Origin of the sequence: Moorella thermoacetica (genome assembly GCF_001267405.1) — a bacterium.
Classification (GTDB): Bacteria; Bacillota; DSM-521; order Neomoorellales; family Neomoorellaceae; genus Neomoorella; species Neomoorella thermoacetica.
Genome location: NZ_CP012369.1, coordinates 2,325,200 through 2,346,336, shown reverse-complemented (window position 1 = coordinate 2,346,336; position 21,137 = coordinate 2,325,200). Strand labels below are relative to the sequence as shown.

Genomic DNA, 21,137 nt, shown 5'->3' with positions numbered 1-21,137 from the left:
CTTTGTTTGCTTGGTATACTAACTAGTTAGTTACCGATCTACATCCTATATATAGCTTGGGGGTCCAGGGTGTCAAACACGAAAAAAGCCGTCCGGAACCTGAGGCTTTCCTTAATTTAAAAGTTCTACCATCAGGGCACTTTAAACATGGCCTTGCTGCTATTTGCTGCCAGTCAAAGGTACTGGTGATTTTTTTTCATTGGCATCTTTAACTGTAGTATAATAGGGGCGGAGGGAGGAGAACTTGAAACTTAGATTTACTGCCCATGCTGAAAAGCAGCTAATAGAAAGGAAAATCGTTAAAAAGTTGGTAAACGAGACAGTATGTAATCCGGAACAAGTAATACCGCAAGGACAGGATGTTTTAATCTACCAGAAGATTTACAAGGAAGTGGGGAAAGAATACCTGCTTAGGGTTGCCATAAAATTATCGGGAGACACTTACGTGGTTTTAACCGCGTACAAAACGTCAAAAATTAAAAAGTATGGAGGCGATAAATAATGAAGTTTCGTTATGATCCAGATGCCGACGCCTTATATATACGTTTTAATGAGAGCTCTATTTGTGAAACTGAAGAAATATCCCAGGGTGTATTGTTGGATATCGATGAAGAAGGCAAGCTGGTAGGCCTGGAGATTCTTAATGCATCTAAAAAATTGGGAAAACCCCCTTTAACTGTGGAGGTAGAGCTATCGAAGGCCGCTACCATATAGCCCGCAAGGCATAAATGTTGACAAGGCACCTGTACTGGTGCTATATTTTTTTACGTTATTATTTCGAAGTCGTATTATACGGTTCCAAAGCAGGTGGCGGGGTTGCAGGAGATCCAGCTTCTAGAACTTTTCAGTCGGGTGCACCGCCGTTTGGTACGGCGGCTGACGCCGTTGTTCCAGGCGGAAGGGTTTTCCGGGACGGAGATCCTCGTTCTCTGGAAAGTACATAAATGGGGCCCTTTGCGGGTAACGGAGCTGGCCGGGCATATCGGCATACCGCCCAGCACCTTTACCGGCGTTCTTGACCGCCTGGTGGCCCGGGGGCTCCTGGAGCGGGTGCCGGACCCGGGGGACCGTCGGAGCATACTGGTACGGGGTGCGCCTGCCCTGGCGGAGCTGGTCGGCCGGCTGACGGCAGCCATCGAAGGTGAATTGAGGCATATCTTTAATGCCTTGCCGGAAGACTGCAGCCGGCGTTTGCTGGCTGATCTAGAAGTGCTCAATCAATACCTGGAACGGGAAGAAGGTGAAAGTTTTGGCCGATCATGAAAGGGAACAATCGGGGGCAGGAGCAGGCCTGCCGGCAGCCGACGGCGAGGTACAGGGCTCCTGGATTATCCCCGTCCTGGTGGCCCTCATCGGGGCTTTTATGTCCATCCTGGACTCCAGCATCGTCAATGTGGCCATCCCGACCATCATGCATGTTTTTAATACCGATACCAGCACGGTCGAGTGGGTGGTCACCATTTACATGCTAGCGCTGGGGGTTATTGTCCCCTTAAGCGGCTGGCTGGGTGACAAGCTGGGCTTCAAAAAGTTATACGTCATCGCTCTGGTTATATTTACCTTCGGGTCACTCCTGTGCACCTTGAGCTGGAACGTCGATTCCCTCATCGCGGCCCGGGTGGTCCAGGCCCTGGGCGGCGGTTTGATCATGCCCACTACCATGGCCATGATTTATCGTATGGTACCGCGGGAAAGAATTGGCAGCGCCATGGGAGTGCTGGGGATTGCCCTCTTTGTGGCGCCGGCCATCGGGCCGACCCTGGGCGGCTACCTGGTGGAGTATGTTGACTGGCGCTGGATTTTTACCATTAATCTGCCCATCGGGGTGCTGGGGGTGCTGCTTTCCCTGGTCCTCCTGCCAGATTTCCCGGCTGCCGAAGCGGGCAGGCTGGATATCGGGGGGGCCGTAACGGCGGCGGTAGGCCTTTTTACCCTCCTCCTGGCCCTGAGCAAGGGCGCGGACTGGGGCTGGACCTCAGAAGCCACCGTCTTCCTGTTTTACACCAGCGCGGTTTCCCTCGGCCTCTTTATTTACCTGGAACTTACCTGTGCCAACCCCCTCCTGGAGCTGAGGGTATTCCGCTATCCGGCCTTTACCCTGGCCAATCTCATGGTGGTGGTAACCACCATTGGCCTTTTTGGCGGCATTTTCTACGTCCCCCTTTTTCTCCAGACCGTCCGCGGCCTGGGAGCTATGGAAACGGGTCTGCTGTCCATGCCCGGCGCCCTGGCCTCGGCGCTGATGATGCCGGTAACCGGCCGCCTCTACGACCGCATCGGCCCCCGCCTGATGGCGGTGACCGGGCTGGTAGTGCTGGCGATAACAACCTATCTCTTTCACTTCTTAGATATCGTTACCCCCGACAGGGTCATCATTACCTGGCTGATCCTGCGGAGCGTTAGCATGTCTTTTGCCTCCATGCCGGCCCAGACGGCGGCCCTGGCGGGGCTGCCGCCAGAACTGGTAGGCCGGGCTTCGGCCATGACCAATATTATCAACCGGGTGTCGGGTTCTTTCGGGATAGCCATCTTGACCTCGATTTTAAATCACCGTACGGCCCTGCACGCTACGCAGCTAGCAAGCCAGATCACAGCGGACAACCCGGCCGTTACGGCCTTTTTCCAGCAGGTGGCTCTCTACCTGGGGAGCGGGTCGGCAGCGACCCAGGTGAAGAGCCTGGGTACCACTTATCTGGCAGGACTGGTGTCCCAGGCGGCTTTTATACGAGGTATTGACGACATTTTTGTCGTGATGACCGGTTTTGCCCTGGCCGGCGTCCTCCCGGCCTTTTTCCTCCAAAAAGGGCCTGGCGGCGCCCGGCCGGGCTTTGGCGGCGGCGAGTAAATGAGAGGAGTGAGCGGTAGTTGTCAAGGAGGTTAGTAGTCATCCTGGTACTCGTTTTGGCCCTGGCTGGTGCCGGTGCCATTGCCTTTTATTACTACTACGAAAATCTTAATTTTGCCAGTACCGACGACGCCCGGGTGGCGGCCGACACAGTGACGGTGAGCCCGGAAATAGCGGGTAAGCTTTTGGAATGGCGCGTCCAGGAAGGCGATGAGGTTAAAGCCGGTCAGGTCCTGGGCCGCCAGGACCTGGAATCTTCCCTGACTTCCAGCGCCGTCAACCCCCAGGCTCTAGGAACGGCAGCCGGTGTCATGGCCCAGAAGGCTGAGATTAAGTCTCCCATCGACGGCCAGGTGATCCAGTCTAAGGCCCTGGTCGGGGAGATGGCGGCTCCTGGCATGGCCCTGGCTATCATCGCCGATACTGAACACCTGTATATCAGCGCTAATATTAAAGAAACCGTCATCGAAAAGGTCAAGGTCGGTCAGGTAGTGGATGTTACTATTGATGCCTTCCCGGACCGTCATTTCAGCGGCCGGGTGACCAGTATCGGCCGGGCGACGACTTCGGTCTTTTCCCTGCTCCCGGCCCAGAACTCCAATGGGAATTATACCAAGGTGACCCAGGTCATACCGGTAAAAATCCAGCTCCTGGATGCCAGCGATGTTAAGCTGCTGCCGGGGATGAATGCCACGGTACGCATTCATATTAGATAATTACGGGAAAATATGCGGTTGAACGGCAAGTTATTCATTGTGGAGGGGAGCAAGCTATGCCAATGTGGGGGAAAAGGGTGGTAGCCCTTTTGCTTGTAGGTGTTCTGGCCCTGGGTGTCGCCGGTTGCGGCGCCAGGGCCGGGGCCAGCGACCAGGTGACTGTTAAGGCTGTCGCCGCCAGCAAGGGGAAGATGGCGGCGACGGTAGAGGTAACCGGCGCCCTGGTGCCGGCCCGGACGGCCAATGTGGTCAGCAAACTGTCCGGTCAGGTGACGGCCGTGAAAGCTGATGTCGGCGACCGGGTGCGGGCCGGCCAGGTCCTGGTGGAGATTGATACCAAGGAGCTCCAGGCCCAGCTCCAGCAGGCCGAGGCTGCCGTTCGCAGTGTCCAGGATCAGGCGGAACAGGCGCGCATCGGTATGGATTCAGCCCGCGTCGCTATAGCCAATGCCAAGGTCGCATTGGATGCCGCCCAGAAGTACTACGATCGTATTAAAGCCCTGGCAGATGCCGGCGCGGCGTCCCAGAGCCAGCTGGACGATGCCCAGACCAAGTTGGACCAGGCTAAAAATGGCTATGAGGCTGCCAACAAACAGTATGAGGCCGCCCAAAAACAATATGAAACCGCATCCGGGTCCGGTTTGGCCCAGGCTGAAGCGGCGGTCAACATTATTAAAGTAAATATGAGTAATGCCAGCATCACCAGTCCCATCACCGGTGTTGTCACCAACCGGAACATAAATCCCGGTGAAATGGCCGCACCCACGAGCCCCCAGCCCCTGCTGACCATCGCCGATACTTCCACCCTGAAGCTCCAGGGGACAGTCGGCCAGGAGGCAGTCCCCCTGCTGTCAACGGGACAGAAGGTGACAGTCACCCTGGACGCCCTGCCGGGCCGGGAGTTTACCGGCACGGTGACCCAGGTGGGCCCGGTGGCGGCTACCACCGGCCAGCGTTTCCCGGTGGAGATCAGCCTGCCCAACCCGGGCGAGCTGAAGGCCGGCATGACGGCCCGGGCCGTATTTAAGCTGGCGGCCCCGGAGGGCGTCGTTGTACCCCTTGCTGCTGTTTGCACAGACAACGGCCAGGATTATGTCTTTGTGGTTAAGAACGGCACGGTAGAGCGGCGGCAGGTTGTTCTGGGCCTGAAAAACGATGAACAGGTGATGATACTTAAGGGGCTGCAGGCCGGCGAGCAGGTGGCCGTGACCAACGTAGGCGTGCTGCAGGATAAGATGGCAGTGACAGTGGAGTAATGTTAGTCCAGACGGGATTGACTGGATAATGGGCTAATGTTAGGATGTAAAGTAAAGAAATACTATTGGTAAAACATTTTTGGTCAAGAGAGGGGAAGGTAATTTCATGTATGAGGAAAAGGCTAATCTTGATGCCGATTTTTTACGCAAGGTAGGTCCTGTGCTTAGGAGTATGGGGTTTGCCAATGAGAGGGAAGCACTTAAGGAGCAGGCTTTACTCCTAATTTTAAGCAAGATAAACCGATATCGAGCCGAATGCTCGTACTACGAAAAAAAGTATGGTATGACTTTTGAAAAGTTTGCTGCCATGGTTAATGAAAATGGTGGTGAGGATTTCGAACATGAGGACGATCTCCTGGACTGGCGGTTTGCAAAGGAAACATTGGAAGATTTAATGCGCCAGAAAAAGGAGATTGAGGATGCTTAATGTCCTTAAAGCCTTCCAGAGCATTGTTAAGACTTATACCGTTGAACTTTTTGAACGGGAAACCAATTGTAAGCGTTTAAAAGCAACCATTACTTTTATCGATGGGAGCAAGCTTTTCATAAAAGATTATAATTTTAGCTCTGAACGGAAGTATTCGTATCACTGGGCAGATAGATATGGAAAACTTATTATTCGCTGGGACAATGCTCCTCACTGGCATCAGCTTACCACCTTTCCTCATCATAAGCATATAGGTTCATCAGAAAGGGTAGAACCATCATTAGAGATAGATCTCAATTCGGTATTGATGTTCATTAAGAGACAAATAAGTGATTAGGTAAAAAATTGCTCAGCTAAAAAAGACATGGATAGAAGTATAGTTATCTGCTGTGGGCGTTAATTTTAAGCCTATCAGCGGGATTCTGGTATCTTTCAGGGTGTCCCTGGAGAGGATAGTATGACGCAAGAATTTGCCCGCTTAAAGCGGCTTCTTGACATAAAACGCGAAGAAGAGTTAGATAAGCGCCGGGCCCTTGCCTGGCAGAAGGCCCGGGAGGTGGCCTCCTTTTTGCGGGACGTTTACGGCGTGCAGCAGGTTATCCTCTATGGCTCCCTGGCCCGGGGCGATTTTCAGAAAATGTCCGATATAGATCTATATATCAGGGGCTTTGAAGGCCCCTACTGGCAGATGCTGGCCCGGGCCGGGCGCCTGGCCGCACCCTTTGACGTCAGCATCGTGTGCGCCGAGGACGCCCTGCCATCTTTACAGGAAGAAGTCGCCCGGGAAGGGGTGGAACTTTGATCCCTGAAAAATACCTTTTGCTGGAAGCCCGTATTCGCAAAGAAGTGGCCAACCTGGAAAGGCTGGAAAGGGAATTGGCGCGGTACAATTTATTCCCCAGGATTCAAGCCGATTCCCTGGGAGGTTTCAGCCTCACCGATGAAGCCTCCCTGCGGATAATAGGTTCTATCTTGCACGATTACTATACGGCTATAGAAAAGATTTTTAGAATTATAGCGCGGGATATTGATTGTTCCGTCCCTACCGGCGAGCAACAGCATAAAGAGCTGCTGGATCAAATGACCCTGGAAGTGCCGGGCTTACGCCCGGCGTTGCTGGACAATGAAACGGCCCGTAAGTTAGACGAACTCCGGGCCTTCAGGCACGTTTTCCGTAACATTTATGGTTTTAGCCTGGACGCGGATAAAATCCGCCAGCTCCTGGAGGGATTGCCGGAGCTGGCCAGTGATTGCAAAAAGGACCTCCACCTGTTTACCCTTAGAATGCGCCGGATTCTCGGACTTAACAGCAGCAGCGAGGTGTAACCAATTCTTATTCCTGCTCGCCCCGGAGGTAGTCGACGAACTGCCTGGCGGTGCGGCCGGATGTGCCGTTCTGGTAGAGGGCCCACTGCAGGGCGCGGCGGCGCAGCTCGGCAGGCTCCATTGCCAGGCCGGCTCTCCTGGCCAGCTCGCTGACTATAGCCAGGTACTGTTCCTGGTCCGGGCTTGGGAAGACGACGGTGAGGCCGAAGCGCTCCGCCAGGGAGAGTTTCTCCTGGACGGTGTCCTGCAGGCGCACCTCGCCTCCGGCCGGATTGGGTGTACGGTCAGCGAAGAGTTCCTTCACCAGGTGGCGGCGGTTGGAAGTTGCGTAGACCAGGACGTTGGCCGGCCGCGCCTGCAGGCTCCCCTCCAGCAGGCCCTTCAGTTCTTTATATTCCACCTCGTCCTCTTCAAAGGAAAGGTCGTCGATGAAGATGATAAACTTCTGCGGCCGGGGTATGAGGATTTTTAGTATCTCCTGGTAGTCGCCCAGGTACTTTTTGGGCAGCTCTATAAGCCTGAGACCCCGGGAACCGTAGGCGTGCAGGAGGGCCTTGACTGTCGACGACTTGCCGGTGCCCCGGGCGCCGTAGAGGAGGATGTTGACGGCCGGCAGGCCGCGCAGAAATTTCTCGGTATTGTGAATGACCTCCTGGCGCTCGGCCTCGTAGCCCACCAGGTCGGCCAGGGTAATGGGGTCGGGATGGTCGATACATTCGAGCCTGCCGCCTGCGGGGCCGCGGTCCCAGCGGAAGGCCCAGCAGGCGCCGAAGATGCCCGCGCCGTGGGTGTGATAATAATCGGCCAGGAGCTCCAGGCCTTCGGCGCCCCAATCAGGTATGGCAAGTAATTTCTCCTTTAGCTGCCGGCGGGCCGCCTCTACCGGCCGCACCGGGCCAGGAAGTTCCAGTGGTCGCAGCCCTGCCCAGTCGGGAATAGGGCTTGAGTTTGCCGTGTCTTTATTGGACAGAGCCCCTGGAGTATCACCTGCTGGAAACGCTGTGTTGCTGCCTGACGGGGCGACCAGGTACGAAAGAGCGGCCGTATAGGCAGCCGGGGCCAGCCCGGCCAGGGCCTGCAGGGCGCGCAGGTCCTGGCGGACAGCGTCCTTAAGGGCGGCGCCCATACTATTCCAGCCCTGCTCCCCGGCCTTGATGGTAAAGGTATTTTCAGCTTCAATGAGGCGATCCAGCAGGTAGTTCTGCCAGGGGTCGCCGGTAAGGGTGCCCCGGTAAAGCTCGGTAGCATTGGCCAGCAGCTTGAAAAAGTGGCGGCAGGCGGCGGCCAGGGCCTGGCGGTTTACTTCCGGGTTGCCCAGCTGCCGGCACACTTCAAGAAAGGCGGCAATGACCCCATCGCGGGTCAGGTCCTGGTAGATTAACAATTCGCTGTTTCGCTGGTAAACTTGCTGAAAGACGATGGGATTAATCATTATCGACAAACCTCCTGAAACACCGGCAATTTAAGTTAATCAATTAAATTAGACTACATTTGCCAGCTTAAAGCAAGGATTTTTTGCGCTTCCCGGGCTATTTATGGAACAAGCCTGCCTGTTAATTCCAGGACAAGGTTCCTTGGCTATTTTGTTGCTTATTAAGGGTTAAAGGAATATCAAAACGTGAGCCTTGACGAATTCCTGCATAACCATCAAATTTATTCTACGGTAGAAAGGGATCTGGAACTGGCCATTACCTGCATTATGGATATTGGCAATCATATTATCAGCGCCATGGATTTACCCGAACCGGAAACCTATGCCGACATACCCATTTCACAAGAACTAGCCCGGAAGCTGTCTGGGGCGGTACGTTTTCGTAACATCCTTGCCCATGAATACATGGACATTGACCGCCGCCTGGTGTATAAACACTTACAAACCGGCCTGGGCGACCTGGTAGAATTCATTTATGGTATTGGTAAATTTTTAGGGATATAGGAGTATCTCAATCGCTGCCGATACCGAAGTCATAATGCTCGACTTGATGCTGAGGTCATCCGGGATTAAAGGCCGATCTTGGTGATTTGAATCATTTTATGATAACTATAAAAAAACGACTGGGAATTAACTGATGGGGAAACGGTTATTGTTATTTTTTATCGTTTTCTGCTTTATGTTAACTCTCTCCGGTACGGGGAGCAGGCCCGAGGGCTGGCCCCTGACAGCGCCGGTGGTGCAGGCGGATATTGTTGTCTATGGCGGCGGCCTGGCCGGGTGCGCGGCGGCCTGGAAAGCCGCGGTCGCGGCGCCGGACAAGCAGGTGGCCCTGGTGGTCCCCTACCCCGGCCGCGAGTACGGCGGCCTGGCTACGGTGGGCGGCCAGAACTTCTGGGACCTGCGCTACTGGGACCGGGACGGGAAGCTGGCCCAGGGGGGCTCATTTGCCCACTGGTTGAAAGCGGTAGGTCCTTTTTACCGCACGGCAGATCTTGCGGCGCGGATTGCCGCGGACCTGGGAAGGCTGCCGAACCTCAAAACTTACTGGGCTATGGACATAACCGCCGTCCGGAAGGACCGGCGTGGCCGCCTGCGCGCCCTGGCATTGCGGGAACTGCAACGTGATGCGACCGGGACCATCGCCTGGGGTAGCGGGAAAGAAATCCTGGCGGCGCCGATATTTGTTGACGCCTCCGAGGACGGCAGGCTCAGCCGCCTGAGCCAGGCCGGGGTGACGGTGGGCCGGGCGGACTGGCCGGCCGAACTCCTGACCAGAGATTTTCTGAATGGCAGCAGCGACCTCCGCCCGCGCCAGCAAGCGGCTACTTTGATGTTTAAGGTGAAGGGGGTTCGGCCGGGCCGCTACCCGGATATGGTTTTTCAACGAGCAAAAGGGGTATGGGGGGCCTACGGCGGTAAAAAAGTTTACATAAGCGACCCGGTGGTTACCGCTTTTAACGATAAATATGGCCCCCTGGGCTTTGCCCTGAAACCCCTCAACGCCGCCCAGGACGGGCCGGGAAGCCCGGAGTGGTGGGTTAATGCCCTCCTTATCTTTAACGTCGACGGCCGGGCCAACGGCCGCGACCGGGGGCATGATGCCTATCCCGGGGATATGGCGCCAGGGGCCCTGGACACGGATACGGCCTGGCAGCGGGCGCGCCAGTTACTGGACGACCCGGAGTTCATCCGGGCCTTGCGCCATTTTCAAGGGTTCGAAGAGGCCGAGGTGGTGCGGGATGCAGCAGGCCGGCCGGTGACCGGCGATATCCTCTACCTGCGGGAGACAGTGCACACGGTGATGGACCCCAGGGAAACCCGTCCGGGGACTGAGAATAACAATTACGCCCTGAACGCATCGGCTGCCCGGGGCGCAGGTTCTGGCCCCCCTGATGGCGATGATCTCGGGAATTATGCCAACCGTATCGGCCTGGGCTTTTACTGGCAGGATATCAATGCCTATCATTTCAGCGATCTTAAAGGGAGCGACGGCAGCTACCGCTGGCCGGTGACGCCCTTTTTGCGGCCCGATTATCCTCGGACAACGCCGGGACCAGACGGATGGCCACAAAATCCGGTGTATATTCCCTTTAACGTTCTCCTTAGCCGGACGGTGCCCAACCTCCTTATCCCTGGTTATGCAGCCAGCATCTCCTCCCTGGCCTGGGCCGAGCTGCGGGTGCTGCCCAATAGTTGCGTCCTGGGAGATGCGGCCGGGGTAGCGGCTGCCTATGCCGCCCGTGTGGGCCGCGACCCGGGCACCTTCACTGACGCCGATGTAGCGGCTATCAGGGAAATACTGGTCAAAAGTTTCGGCGCCAGGGTAGATAAGTGAGGCGAAAAATCCGCAAGCCGGCGAAAGTGCTGGAAGCAGAGCTGGAAAAGATTTAAAATGATGAGGGCCTGAGAGTTTGATTATCTTTGTTCAAATTTTCGTATAAATATTTTTTCTAGCCAATAGTCTTCTGCTCTGCTATAATTCTCATAGAGGCTCTTCTATTCATGATAGAGAAAGATTGTGAAGAGTATCGCATTTATGCTTATAAGGAGGTTCCGGGCTTGCCCCCGGGACAGGACCCAAAGGAGGGATACTGCCTTGGGAGAGGTGGTATTTAGCACCTGGGGAGGAAAAGTTGTCGATCACCGGGGCGGTCCGTCGGGGGGAGGACCGTCCTGGGCCGGGGAATTTGGCGGTCGGCAGTTAAAGGCCTTTATTGGCTGGGATGGTCTCGTAGTCACCGACCCGGCCGTAGACCTGCTGGCTGCTTTACAGGCTTACTACCAGGCCGTCCAGGGGGAATCCTGCGGCCGCTGCGTACCCTGCCGGGTAGGGACCAGGGTTATTTACAATGTCCTGGTACGCATCGCCGGGGGCGAAGGCCTTCCCTCCGATTTAGACCTTCTCCGACGGGTGGCCTGGATTGTACGGGATGGTTCTCTGTGCGAGCTCGGCCAGGCTGGGGCCAAAGCTGTTCTTGATTTTTTAGATTATTATAGCGAGGCCTTGCGACCTTTCCTGGAGGATAGCGGCAGGGTCGCCGGGGGTCAACGGAGACCAGGGCCTGGAGGCCGGGTGCAGGTTCTGGCTTCCGGACGGGTCCTGGTGGGGAACGACCGCGGAAAGGGAGCGGCCGCCGCTTCCCCGGCAGCCGGTTTAACCTATAAACCTTTTGTTACTGCGCCCTGCCTCAAGCGGTGCCCGGCCCACCTGGACATCCCGGCTTATATTGACGCCATTAAGGATGGCCGCTATGAGGAATCCCTGGCCATCATCCGCCAGCGGACCGCCCTGGCCGGTGTCCTGGGACGGGTCTGCGTCCACCCGTGTGAAGAAAACTGCCGCCGCGGCAATGTTGACGAACCCCTGGCCATCCGGGGCCTGAAGCGCTTCGTAGCCGATTATGAGGTGAAACGCGGCCGCCGGCCGGTCGCCGTCTGCGGGGGTAATCTCTTTACGGGACCCTGGCGGCCGGCAGGACAGGCCGGTGGGGAAGAAACAACGGCCGTCACTTCAGGCAAGAAGGTAGCCATCATCGGTGCCGGACCGGCGGGTCTCAGCGCCGCCTACCAGCTCGCCGGTCGGGGCTATAAAGTGACTATTTTCGAGGCCTTGCCGGTGGCCGGCGGTATGCTGGCGGTGGGTATTCCCAGTTACCGGTTGCCACGGGATATCCTGGCTGGAGAGATCGAGGCCATCAAGGCTCTGGGCGTAACCATCAACCTCAACACCCGGGTCGGCGTCGACGTGACCATGGACCAATTACAGCGCGATTACGACGCCGTCTTTATTGCTACCGGCCTCCATGCCAGCTCCCGCATGGGAGTAGCCGGCGAGGATGAAGGCTATGGAGGATTTATCCCCGGGGTCAAGTTCCTGCGAGATTTGAACCTGGACCGGTGTCCTTCCCTGGAGGGCAAGGTGGTGGCCGTCGTCGGCGGCGGCAATGTAGCGATGGATTGCGCCCGTTCCGCCCTGCGCCGGGGGGCCCGGGAGGTGCACCTTATTTACCGGCGTTCCCGGGCGGAAATGCCGGCCCATGCGACCGAGGTCAGGGATGCCGAGGCCGAGGGGGTTATTTATCACTTCCTGGTTAATCCCACCGCCCTGGTAGCGGAAAAAGGCAATATCAAGGGTATGCAGTGCGTCCGGATGAAACTTGGCGAGCCGGACGATTCTGGCCGGCGCCGGCCCGTACCCGTGCCGGGAACGGAGTTTTTCCTGCCCTGCGATATTGTGGTGCCGGCTATCGGCCAGGCGGCCGACCTGTCTTTCCTGGACGGCCGGATCGAGGTGGGCAAACGTGGTACCATCAGTGTTGACCCGGTGACCCTGGCTACCAGTGTCCCCGGCGTCTTCGCCGGCGGCGATATCGTCCTGGGGGCCAGGACGGTAGTTGAGGCCGTGGCCCAGGGCAACCGGGCGGCAGTTTCCATTGACCAGTACCTGCGCCAGGGGACCACCAGTCCCACGGTAGAGGACGAGCTGGACGCGTGGCTGGAAAAGGTCGGCGTCTATGACCCGGAAGAGGATGTAGGAATCTACGGCGGCCGGCCGCGGCAGGCAGAAAGGGTGGCGCCGTTGGCCGAGCGGGTAAAGGACTTCCGGGAAGTTGAAGGCGGCTTCGATTTCTACGCAGGCAGGGCCGAAGCCGAACGCTGCCTGCGCTGTTACCGGGTCGGGATGATGGTCCTGGCCGGAGAGGGGGAGAGTAATGGTTAACCTGACCATTGACGGACAAAGGGTTACGGCTCCAGAGGGCATGACCATCCTGGAGGTGGCCCGGGAAAATGGTATCCATATCCCCACCCTGTGCCACCATCCAAAGTTGCGGCCCCTGGGGTATTGCCGTCTGTGCCTGGTCGACATCGAGGGCGCCGCAAAACCCATGACGGCCTGCAATACGCCGGTCGCCGAGGGTATGGTGATCCGGACCAGCACGCCTGTTATAGAGGAGATGCGCAAGGGTATTATTGAAATGCTTTTAAGCCTCCACCCGGAGGACTGCCTGACCTGCGAAAAAGCAGGTAACTGCCAGCTCCAGGATTGCGCCTACACTTACGGTGTAAAGCATGGCGAACTGCCAGTAAAACGCGAGGAATTGCCCGTTTTGAAGGAAAATCCCTTCATTGTGCGGGATTATAATAAATGTATCGTTTGCGGCCGTTGCGTCCGCGCCTGCCAGGAGGTGCAGGTCCAGAGGGTCGTGGACCTGGTGGGTAAAGGCAGCGCCGCCCGGGTGGGGGCGACGAAGGCCGGAGCGGAAGTAAGCCTGGAAGAAGGGGGCTGCGTCTTTTGCGGTAACTGTGTCCAGGTCTGCCCGGTGGGAGCTCTGACGGAGAAGGCCGGCCTGGGCCAGGGCCGCGAGTGGGAGTTCAAAAAAGTCCGCAGTATTTGTTCTTACTGCGGCGTGGGTTGTAATCTCACCCTTTATGTAAAAGATGGTAAGGTGGTAAAAGTTAGGGGTTACGAAAACCCTGAGGTAAACAACGGCTGGCTGTGCGTAAAAGGCCGCTTTGGTTTTGACTATATTCACAATCCTGACAGGATAACCAGGCCGTTGATCCGGGAGGGAGATAGGGAAAAAGGCTATTTCCGGGAGGCTTCCTGGGAAGAAGCTTTAGCCCTTGTATCCCAGAAATTAACTCAGATTAAAGGCAGCTACGGCTCTGAAGCTCTGGGCTTTCTTTGTTCAGCTAAATGTACCAATGAAGAGAATTATCTCTTACAAAAGCTGGCCCGGGGGGTACTGGGCACCAATAATGTTGATCACTGTGCTCGCCTCTGACACTCTTCTACAGTTGCCGGTCTGGCAACAACCTTTGGCAGCGGTGCAATGACCAATTCTATCGCTGACATCGCCAGCGCAGATTGTATCTTTGTCATTGGCAGCAATACAACCGAGAACCATCCTGTTATTGCCCTTAAAGTAAAAGAAGCTGTCCGTCGTGGAGCCAGGCTCATTGTTGCTGATCCCCGGCGTATTGAACTGGTGAACTTCAGTTACTTGTGGTTAAGACAAAAACCCGGAACAGATCTTGCTCTGCTGAATGGACTGCTTCATGTAATCATCAAGGAAGAGCTTTATGACAAAGAATTTATTGCCCAGAGGACGGAAGGTTTTGAGGCTCTAAAACTTGCCGTAGAGGAGTATACACCAGCAAAGGTGTCAGAAGTTACAGGTGTTCCGGCAGGCGATATTATCGAGGCAGCAAGGACTTATGCCCGGGGTCCGAGCTCTACTATTTTGTACGCAATGGGAATAACCCAGCATATAACTGGTACGGCCAACGTGATGGCCCTGGCCAACCTGGCCATGGCCTGTGGTCAGGTCGGTAAAGAAGGTAGCGGCGTAAATCCCCTGCGGGGGCAGAGCAATGTCCAGGGTGCCTGCGATATGGGTGGATTACCCAATGTATTACCGGGATACCAACCAGTAACAGATCCGGGGGTTCGCCATAAATTTAGCGAAGCCTGGGGGGTACCGGACTTACCCGGAGAACCTGGCCTGACATTAATGGAGATGATGGCGGCAGCCCAAGAAGGCAAATTGAAAGGGATGTATATTTTAGGAGAAAACCCTGTCTTGACTGATCCAGATGTCTCCCATGTAAAAGAGGCGTTAAAGAACCTGGAGTTTCTGGTGGTACAGGATATTTTTTTGACGGAGACAGCCAGGATGGCGGATGTTGTTTTACCTGGAGCTTCCTTTGCGGAAAAGGAAGGTACCTTTACCAGTACGGAGCGCCGGGTGCAGCTTTTGCATAAAGCCATTGAACCTCCCGGTGAAGCACGGCCGGATTGGCTTATTTTAAACGATTTGTTGCTGTTAATGGGATATCCGCGGAAATATTCGTCGCCTGGGGAGATAATGCAGGAGATAGCAGGGTTAACTCCCAGCTATGCGGGTATAACTTATGAGCGCCTGGAAGATAAAGGGTTACAGTGGCCGGTGCTTTCCCTCGAACATCCGGGTACACCCGTTCTCCATCGGGAAAAATTTAGCAGAGGTTATGGGCAGTTCCAGGTAGTGCATTACCGGCCGCCGGCCGAAGAACCTGATGAGGAGTACCCGTTCTTATTTACCACTGGCAGGAATTTGTATCACTATCATACTGTTATTTCCCGTAAGTCCAGGGGGCTGGAAGAGATGTGTCCTGCTCCTGTGGTGGAGATTAATGATAACGATGCAGCCCGTTTGGGTATACGGGAAGGAGAAATGATTGAGATTGTTTCCCGACGTGGTAAAGTAAGGGTTAAAGCATTGGTTACGGATCGCATACCCCGGGGCCAGGTATTTATGAATTTCCATTTCCATGAAGCAGCAGCCAACCTGCTTACAATTGCTGCCCTGGATCCGGTTGCTAAAATACCCGAGTATAAAACCTGTGCTGTAGCTATCAAGGTTAAAAAGTAGCTGTGGGAGATTATTTTCCCACCAGCCGCCCCTATCCGGGGCGGTTTTTTTATTCTTTTACCGGGGAGCGACCGGGAACCCTGCAGGAGCAATTGCTTACTGTTGCCGGCGGGGTGTATAATCTAAGGAGCGCCAGTTACGGCGGCCTTACGCAGCGATCAGGATAATGGTGGTCAGGCGGGGTGGCGTGAAGCTGCGGGGAGATTTTACGCCCCGAACCTCAGACGCAATCAGAGTCTAATGGGACTTGAGCTACCCGTCATAGCAACAGGATGAAAAACATTTCAGGAGAGTGGTTATCTTGCAGCCCAAACACATTTACGCCCTGATCCTGGTAGCCTTGATCTGGGGGCTGACCTTCCCGGCCATGAAGATCGGTAGCTTCTACCTGCCGCCCTTATCCTTTGCCGCCTGGCGGTTCTTCCTGGGGGCCCTCTGCCTGCTTCCCCTGGCCGGCAGGCGCCAGGGGAAACTATGGCATGCCGGCCGGGATTTCTGGCCTTTATTTCTTCTCGGCCTCCTGCAGACGGCCATTATGGGCGGCGCTCTGCACCTGGGTATTAGCATGGTAAAGAGCGGTATAACCTCGGTGGTTCTTTATAGCTACCCCTTCTTCTTTACCTTCCTGGCTTTTTTATTACTCCGGGAACCCCTGACAGGGAAGCAAATGGCAGGCTTAATTATCGGTTTCGCAGGTTTAATCCTGGTCGTAGATCCCTGGAAGATGCATCCGACCCATGCTGAATTTATCGGGATCCTGGTCCTCCTGGGGGGGTCCATCGGCTGGGGCTTGGCCAGCGTTTACCTGAAGGCCGCCTTTAAAACCAGGGATAAGCTGGAGGTTACCACCTACCAGATGTTCTACGGGTCCCTGGTGTTGATGCTGGTAGCGGCCTTCGCCGACCACGGCCTGCGCTTTTCCTGGACCGCCCCCGGTCTGGGCATCATGTTATATACTGCCCTTCTAACCTCGGCCCTGGGTTTCGTTATCCTCCTGACCATCCAGGCCCGCTATCCGGCCAGCCAGACCAGCGTTTATCTCTTCCTGGTCCCAGTCTTCGGCGTCCTCTTTAGTTCACTCCTACTGGGAGAGAAATTAACCCTCAACCTTTTGCTGGGCCTGGCTCTGGTAGCAGCTGGTATTATCACCGTCAACCTGGGGGCTCCGGTTCAGGCGCGGGAGAAGACCGATTGTGTCGCATCCGGCAAATAGCGCCAGGGTTTGCCCGGCGGTATGAAGGTGGAGCATGGGGGGCAATTTTTCTTGACGCCCCTCTACCTATCTGGTAAAATTATAATGTTGTTCTGAGTTGTTTTGATTAATCCCGGTTAGGGACTATTTTTTTGCCTGGATATAGACTTGAGGAGGGGAGAGGGATGGCTGAGGGATACGATGTTGTCATCGTCGGTGCCGGCCCGGCGGGTATTTTTACCGCCCTGGAGCTGGTGCGGCAGAGAAGCGGCCTGAAGGTGCTGATCCTGGAGAAAGGGCACGGTTTACAACGCCGGGTTTGCCCGTCCCAGGAGACACGTTCCAGTTGCCTCCACTGTAACCCCTGCTCGGTGGTATCCGGCTGGGGGGGCGCCGGCGCTTTCAGTGACGGTAAATTGACCCTGTCGCCGGAAGTTGGGGGCTGGCTTAATGAATATATACCCCAGCAGGATGTTACTTCCCTCATTGATTATGTCGACAAGATTTACCTTTATTTTGGGGCACCGGACAGGGTATACGGCGGCCCTGACGACGAGCGGATTTTAGATATCCAGCGCCAGGCGATCCTGGCGGACTTGAAGTTAATCTCGGCGCCCATTCGCCACCTGGGAACGGGTCGTACCCAGGAAATCCTCCAGGCCATGAAAGACTACCTGGAGGAACGAGGGGTGGAGGTGCGGACGGAGACACCGGTGGAGGAGATCCTGGTGGATGGCCACCGGGTCGCCGGGGTAGTTACCCGTAAGGGTGAGGAAATCAAGGCCCGCTACGTGGTCCTGGCCCCGGGCCGGGAGGGTTCCGACTGGCTCCGTAAAGTGGCTGGTAAACTGGGATTAAAGCTGGCGGTCAATCCGGTGGACGTCGGCGTTCGGGTGGAAGTCCCGGCGGCGGTCATGGAACACCTGACCAGCGTGATCTATGAATCCAAGTTTATCTTTTACTCCCGGAAATTTGATGACCGGGTACGGACCTTCTGCATGAACCCTTACGGTGAGGTCGTGCTGGAAAATAACGAGGGCCTGGTGACGGTCAACGGTCATTCCTATGCGGAAAAGAAGACCACCAATACCAATTTTGCCCTCCTGGTCAGCAAGACCTTTACGGAACCCTTTAAAGAACCCATTGCCTATGGCCGTTATGTGGCGCAACTGGCCAACCTCCTGGGGGGCGGCGTCCTGGTACAGCGCCTGGGGGATCTCCTTTCCGGCCGGCGGACCACAGCCGACCGCCTGGAAAAAGGGCTGATCAACCCGACCCTGACGGAAGCGACGCCGGGGGACCTCTCCCTGGTTTTCCCCTACCGGCACTTGACGGCTATTATCGAAATGCTTCAGGCGATGGATAAGATTGCTCCCGGGGTTTACTCCCGCCATACCCTCCTTTACGGGGTCGAGGTTAAGTTCTATTCATCCAGGTTAAATTTAACCCGTGACCTGGAGACCAATATCCGCGGCTTGTACGCCGCCGGTGACGGCGCCGGGGTTACCCGGGGCCTGGCCCAGGCCTCGGCCGCCGGGGTGATTACCGCCCGGGCCATTATGGCGGGTACTTCCGCCCGTGACTAGCTGCAGTCGGTAAATTAAAATCGAAGGGTGGTGCCTTGATGGCAGCGGTAGTACTGGTTGGCGCCCAGTGGGGCGATGAAGGTAAGGGAAAAATCACAGACTACCTGGCTGAAAGGGCCGATGTGGTGATTCGCTACCAGGGAGGTAGCAACGCCGGCCATACGGTAATGGTCGGCCATGAGGAATTTAAACTGCACCTGGTGCCTTCGGGTATCCTCTACCCCGGCAAGCTCTGTATTATCGGTAACGGTGTAGTCCTCGACCCGGCGGTCCTGGTGGAGGAGTTAGACGGCCTGGCGGCCCGGGGCGTGGATACCTCCGGTCTGAAGATCAGCAACCGGGCTCACCTGATCCTTCCCTACCACAAAGGCCTGGACGCCGCCGAGGAGGAACACCGCGGTGCGGCCATGATTGGCACCACCAAAAGGGGTATCGGCCCGGCCTATGTGGATAAAGCCGCCCGGACGGGTATCCGGGTGGGCGACCTCCTGGACTGGGAGGAGTTTAGCGCCAAAGTGGCCCATAACCTGGCTGCCACCAATGAACTCCTGGCTAAGATTTATGACCGGCCGGGATATGATCTCCAGGCCATCCTGGAGGAATACGCCGGTTACGCCCGGCGCCTGCGGCCGCTGATTGCCGACAGCGTTCGCCTGGTGAACCGGGCCCTCCAGGAGGGGCGTAAGGTTCTCTTTGAAGGCGCCCAGGGGACCCTCCTGGACCTGGATCAGGGAACCTATCCCTTTGTGACTTCATCCTATCCCGTTGCCGGCGGGGCCTGCATCGGCGCCGGCGTCGGCCCGACACGCATCGACAAGGTCATTGGCGTGGTCAAGGCCTATACCACCAGGGTGGGTTCCGGCCCCTTCCCTACGGAGATTACCGGGCCTGCCGGTGACGCCCTGAGGCAACAGGGCATGGAATTCGGTACCACCACCGGGCGACCGCGCCGCTGCGGCTGGCTGGATACGGTTATCCTGCGCCATGCTGCCGAGGTAAACGGCCTGACGGGTATCGCCCTGACCAAGCTGGACGTCCTGACGGGCCTTGATCCTTTAAGAATTTGTACCAGTTACCGCTACCGGGGGACGGTGGGGGAAGATTTTCCGGCCAGCCTGAAGGCATTAGAGGAGTGCGAACCGGTTTATGAGGAACTCCCGGGCTGGCACGAAGACATTACCGGCGCTAGGTCCCTGGATGACCTCCCGGCTAATTGCCGCCGTTATATCCGGCGGCTGGAAGAGCTCACCGGCGTTCCCGTCCACCTCATCGCCGTGGGCCCGCGCCGGGACCAGACCATTGTTTTGGAGAGTCCTTTTTAACCGTTTTTAATATTCCGTTTGAAGGGCGTTGGCCCTTCTTTTTTTATTTCCCGAAAAATACTTATTGAATTGCCCCAAAAAAATGCTATAATAGAACCATCAGGTGGTCAGGCCAGACAAAATTGACAGACCATTAAGAGCCTTAAGATATTGTGACAACAAGCACATGGTAGCTGGCCAGAGGCGAAATTCATAGGGGGGAGGCTTAAGCCTTGACGGCGCAAAAGGAATTGCTGAAGAAACTGGAAGGTATCCTGGGTCGGGAACGGCTCATCACGGAAGCGGAGGACCGCTGGTGCTACGCCTTTGATGCTGCGGCCGCCCAGGCCAAACACCTGCCCCTGGCCGTGGCCCTGCCGCGGTCGACGGAAGAAGTGGTAGCCATTATGCGCCTGGCTACGGAGTACCGGGTGCCGGTTTACCCCCGGGGTGCAGGTACCAATTTGAGCGGCGGGGTCATTCCCCGGGAAGATGGCTTGGTCGTCTCTTTTACCGAGATGAACAAGATCCTGGAGCTGGATATTGAAAACTTGACAGCCACCGTTCAGCCGGGGGTGGTTGTCCAGGACCTTAATGACGCCGTCGCCCCCCATGGTCTTATCTACCCGCCCGATCCCGGAAGTGTGACCACTGCTACCATGGGCGGTAGCGTGGCAGAGTCCTCGGGGGGCCTGCGGGGCCTCAAGTACGGGGTTACCAAGGATTATGTCATGGGGCTGGAGGTCGTTCTGGCCGACGGCACCGTCTTTCATTGCGGTGGGAAGACAGTAAAGAATGTTAGCGGCTACGATCTGGTGAAACTTTTCTGCGGTAGTGAGGGAACCCTGGGGATCATGACGGCCATTACCGTGCGCCTGATCCCGGCGCCGGAAGCTCGGCGGAGCATGCTGGCCGTCTTTGACCGGATGGAGGGGGCCGCCAGGACCATCACCGAGATCATCGCCAACAAGGTTATACCTGCTACTATGGAAATTATGGATAATGTTACCATTCGTACAGTGGAGGCATACTGCCACGCCGGCCTTCCGGTAGAGGCGGCGGCCGTACTCCTGCTGGAAGTGGACGGTATTCCGGAGGTTGTCGCCAAAGAGGCGGCTATCGTTGAACGGGTCTGCCGGGAAAACGGCGGCCAGGTCCAGGTCGCCCGGGACGATGCCGAACGGGAAAACCTGTGGACCGCCCGCCGGGCTGCCCTGCCGGCCTGTGCACGCCTGCGGCCCACTACCGTATTGGAAGACGCCACTGTTCCCCGTAGCCAGATACCAGCTATGCTCCTGGCTCTGGAGAAGATTGCCCAAAAATATAACCTGACCATCGCCACTTATGGCCATGCCGGCGACGGCAACCTGCACCCAACCATTACCTGTGACGAGCGGGATGGGGAAGAAATGCAGCGAGTACACAGTGCCGTCGATGAGATTTTCCGTACTGCCGTTGAACTGGGCGGAACCTTAAGCGGTGAACATGGTATCGGTATTGCCAAGCAGAAGTATATGGAACTCGAGTTTGGCGCCAACGGCCTGGACGTCATGCGCCGGATCAAGCAAGCCCTGGATCCCCTGGGGTTACTCAATCCCGGCAAACTCGTTGGTCCGGTCCCAGCGAAGGAGTGAGGGG

General features: G+C 56.5%; 18 protein-coding genes and 1 pseudogene. 18 read left to right on the top strand and 1 reads right to left on the bottom strand.

The genetic code is table 11. The features are described 5' to 3' along the window. Positions 1 to 244: 244 nt before the first annotated feature. The 10 genes from MOTHE_RS11590 to MOTHE_RS11545 all read left to right on the top strand — a co-directional run bounded on the left by MOTHE_RS11590 (position 245) and on the right by MOTHE_RS11545 (position 6,570). A complete protein-coding gene (locus MOTHE_RS11590; protein ID WP_011393809.1) occupies positions 245 to 502 on the top strand; it encodes a DUF4258 domain-containing protein in 258 nt (85 codons plus the stop codon). Beyond that, positions 502 to 714 carry a DUF2283 domain-containing protein gene (locus MOTHE_RS11585; protein ID WP_011393808.1) on the top strand — a complete coding sequence of 71 codons (213 nt, stop codon included), beginning with the start codon at positions 502 to 504 and terminating at the stop codon, positions 712 to 714. The genes MOTHE_RS11590 and MOTHE_RS11585 overlap by 1 nt, the downstream gene beginning before the upstream one ends. A 102-nt stretch (positions 715 to 816) precedes the next feature. After that, a complete protein-coding gene (locus tag MOTHE_RS11580) occupies positions 817 to 1,263 on the top strand; it encodes a MarR family winged helix-turn-helix transcriptional regulator (RefSeq protein WP_011393807.1) in 447 nt (148 codons plus the stop codon). Continuing rightward, on the top strand, positions 1,241 to 2,845 hold the full coding sequence (locus MOTHE_RS11575) for a DHA2 family efflux MFS transporter permease subunit (protein ID WP_011393806.1): 1,605 nt from the start codon (positions 1,241 to 1,243) through the stop codon (positions 2,843 to 2,845). The genes MOTHE_RS11580 and MOTHE_RS11575 overlap by 23 nt, the downstream gene beginning before the upstream one ends. Positions 2,846 to 2,865: 20 nt before the next feature. After that, positions 2,866 to 3,561 carry an HlyD family secretion protein gene (locus MOTHE_RS11570; protein WP_011393805.1) on the top strand — a complete coding sequence of 232 codons (696 nt, stop codon included), beginning with the start codon at positions 2,866 to 2,868 and terminating at the stop codon, positions 3,559 to 3,561. A gap of 62 nt (positions 3,562 to 3,623) precedes the next feature. Beyond that, positions 3,624 to 4,817, top strand: a complete 1,194-nt coding sequence (locus MOTHE_RS11565; RefSeq protein ID WP_236683249.1) for an efflux RND transporter periplasmic adaptor subunit — start codon at positions 3,624 to 3,626, stop codon at positions 4,815 to 4,817. A gap of 106 nt (positions 4,818 to 4,923) precedes the next feature. Further along, the gene (locus MOTHE_RS11560; RefSeq protein WP_011393803.1) at positions 4,924 to 5,244 is read left to right on the top strand and encodes a hypothetical protein; all 321 of its coding nucleotides are present in this window, start codon (positions 4,924 to 4,926) and stop codon (positions 5,242 to 5,244) included. Beyond that, a complete protein-coding gene (locus MOTHE_RS11555; protein WP_200901611.1) occupies positions 5,237 to 5,581 on the top strand; it encodes a toxin-antitoxin system TumE family protein in 345 nt (114 codons plus the stop codon). Before MOTHE_RS11560 ends, MOTHE_RS11555 begins: the two co-directional genes overlap by 8 nt. A gap of 120 nt (positions 5,582 to 5,701) precedes the next feature. Next, complete coding sequence (locus MOTHE_RS11550) at positions 5,702 to 6,046, top strand: nucleotidyltransferase family protein (RefSeq protein ID WP_011393801.1); 345 nt, start codon at positions 5,702 to 5,704, stop codon at positions 6,044 to 6,046. Then, positions 6,043 to 6,570 carry a ribonuclease toxin HepT-like protein gene (locus MOTHE_RS11545; protein WP_011393800.1) on the top strand — a complete coding sequence of 176 codons (528 nt, stop codon included), beginning with the start codon at positions 6,043 to 6,045 and terminating at the stop codon, positions 6,568 to 6,570. The genes MOTHE_RS11550 and MOTHE_RS11545 overlap by 4 nt, the downstream gene beginning before the upstream one ends. A 7-nt stretch (positions 6,571 to 6,577) precedes the next feature. Here the strand turns inward: MOTHE_RS11545 and MOTHE_RS11540 are convergent, their stop codons facing one another. After that, positions 6,578 to 8,002, bottom strand: coding sequence for an ATP-binding protein (locus MOTHE_RS11540; protein WP_011393799.1), 1,425 nt, complete (start codon positions 8,000 to 8,002; stop codon positions 6,578 to 6,580). Positions 8,003 to 8,182: 180 nt separating this feature from the next. Here MOTHE_RS11540 and hepT point away from each other — a divergent pair. The 8 genes and pseudogenes from hepT to MOTHE_RS11495 form a co-directional block, all read left to right on the top strand. Next, positions 8,183 to 8,506 (top strand): annotated as a pseudogene (hepT, locus tag MOTHE_RS11535) (type VII toxin-antitoxin system HepT family RNase toxin); the annotation flags it as partial. A gap of 175 nt (positions 8,507 to 8,681) precedes the next feature. Then, positions 8,682 to 10,340 (top strand): FAD-dependent oxidoreductase, encoded by a 1,659-nt coding sequence (locus MOTHE_RS11530; protein WP_201776959.1) that lies wholly within the window; start codon positions 8,682 to 8,684, stop codon positions 10,338 to 10,340. A 270-nt stretch (positions 10,341 to 10,610) separates the two neighbouring features. Continuing rightward, positions 10,611 to 12,725 (top strand): FAD-dependent oxidoreductase, encoded by a 2,115-nt coding sequence (locus MOTHE_RS11525; protein WP_235551419.1) that lies wholly within the window; start codon positions 10,611 to 10,613, stop codon positions 12,723 to 12,725. Beyond that, positions 12,718 to 15,420: a formate dehydrogenase subunit alpha gene (gene fdhF / locus MOTHE_RS12990; RefSeq protein WP_080996794.1), complete on the top strand. Its 2,703-nt coding sequence runs from the start codon at positions 12,718 to 12,720 to the stop codon at positions 15,418 to 15,420. The genes MOTHE_RS11525 and fdhF overlap by 8 nt, the downstream gene beginning before the upstream one ends. A gap of 301 nt (positions 15,421 to 15,721) precedes the next feature. Further along, positions 15,722 to 16,633: a DMT family transporter gene (locus tag MOTHE_RS11510; RefSeq protein ID WP_011393794.1), complete on the top strand. Its 912-nt coding sequence runs from the start codon at positions 15,722 to 15,724 to the stop codon at positions 16,631 to 16,633. A gap of 164 nt (positions 16,634 to 16,797) precedes the next feature. Continuing rightward, positions 16,798 to 18,198 carry an NAD(P)/FAD-dependent oxidoreductase gene (locus MOTHE_RS11505; protein WP_053095140.1) on the top strand — a complete coding sequence of 467 codons (1,401 nt, stop codon included), beginning with the start codon at positions 16,798 to 16,800 and terminating at the stop codon, positions 18,196 to 18,198. Positions 18,199 to 18,236: 38 nt separating this feature from the next. Continuing rightward, positions 18,237 to 19,520 carry an adenylosuccinate synthase gene (locus tag MOTHE_RS11500; RefSeq protein WP_011393792.1) on the top strand — a complete coding sequence of 428 codons (1,284 nt, stop codon included), beginning with the start codon at positions 18,237 to 18,239 and terminating at the stop codon, positions 19,518 to 19,520. Positions 19,521 to 19,732: 212 nt separating this feature from the next. Next, positions 19,733 to 21,133 (top strand): FAD-binding oxidoreductase, encoded by a 1,401-nt coding sequence (locus MOTHE_RS11495; protein WP_011393791.1) that lies wholly within the window; start codon positions 19,733 to 19,735, stop codon positions 21,131 to 21,133. Positions 21,134 to 21,137 lie beyond the last annotated feature (4 nt).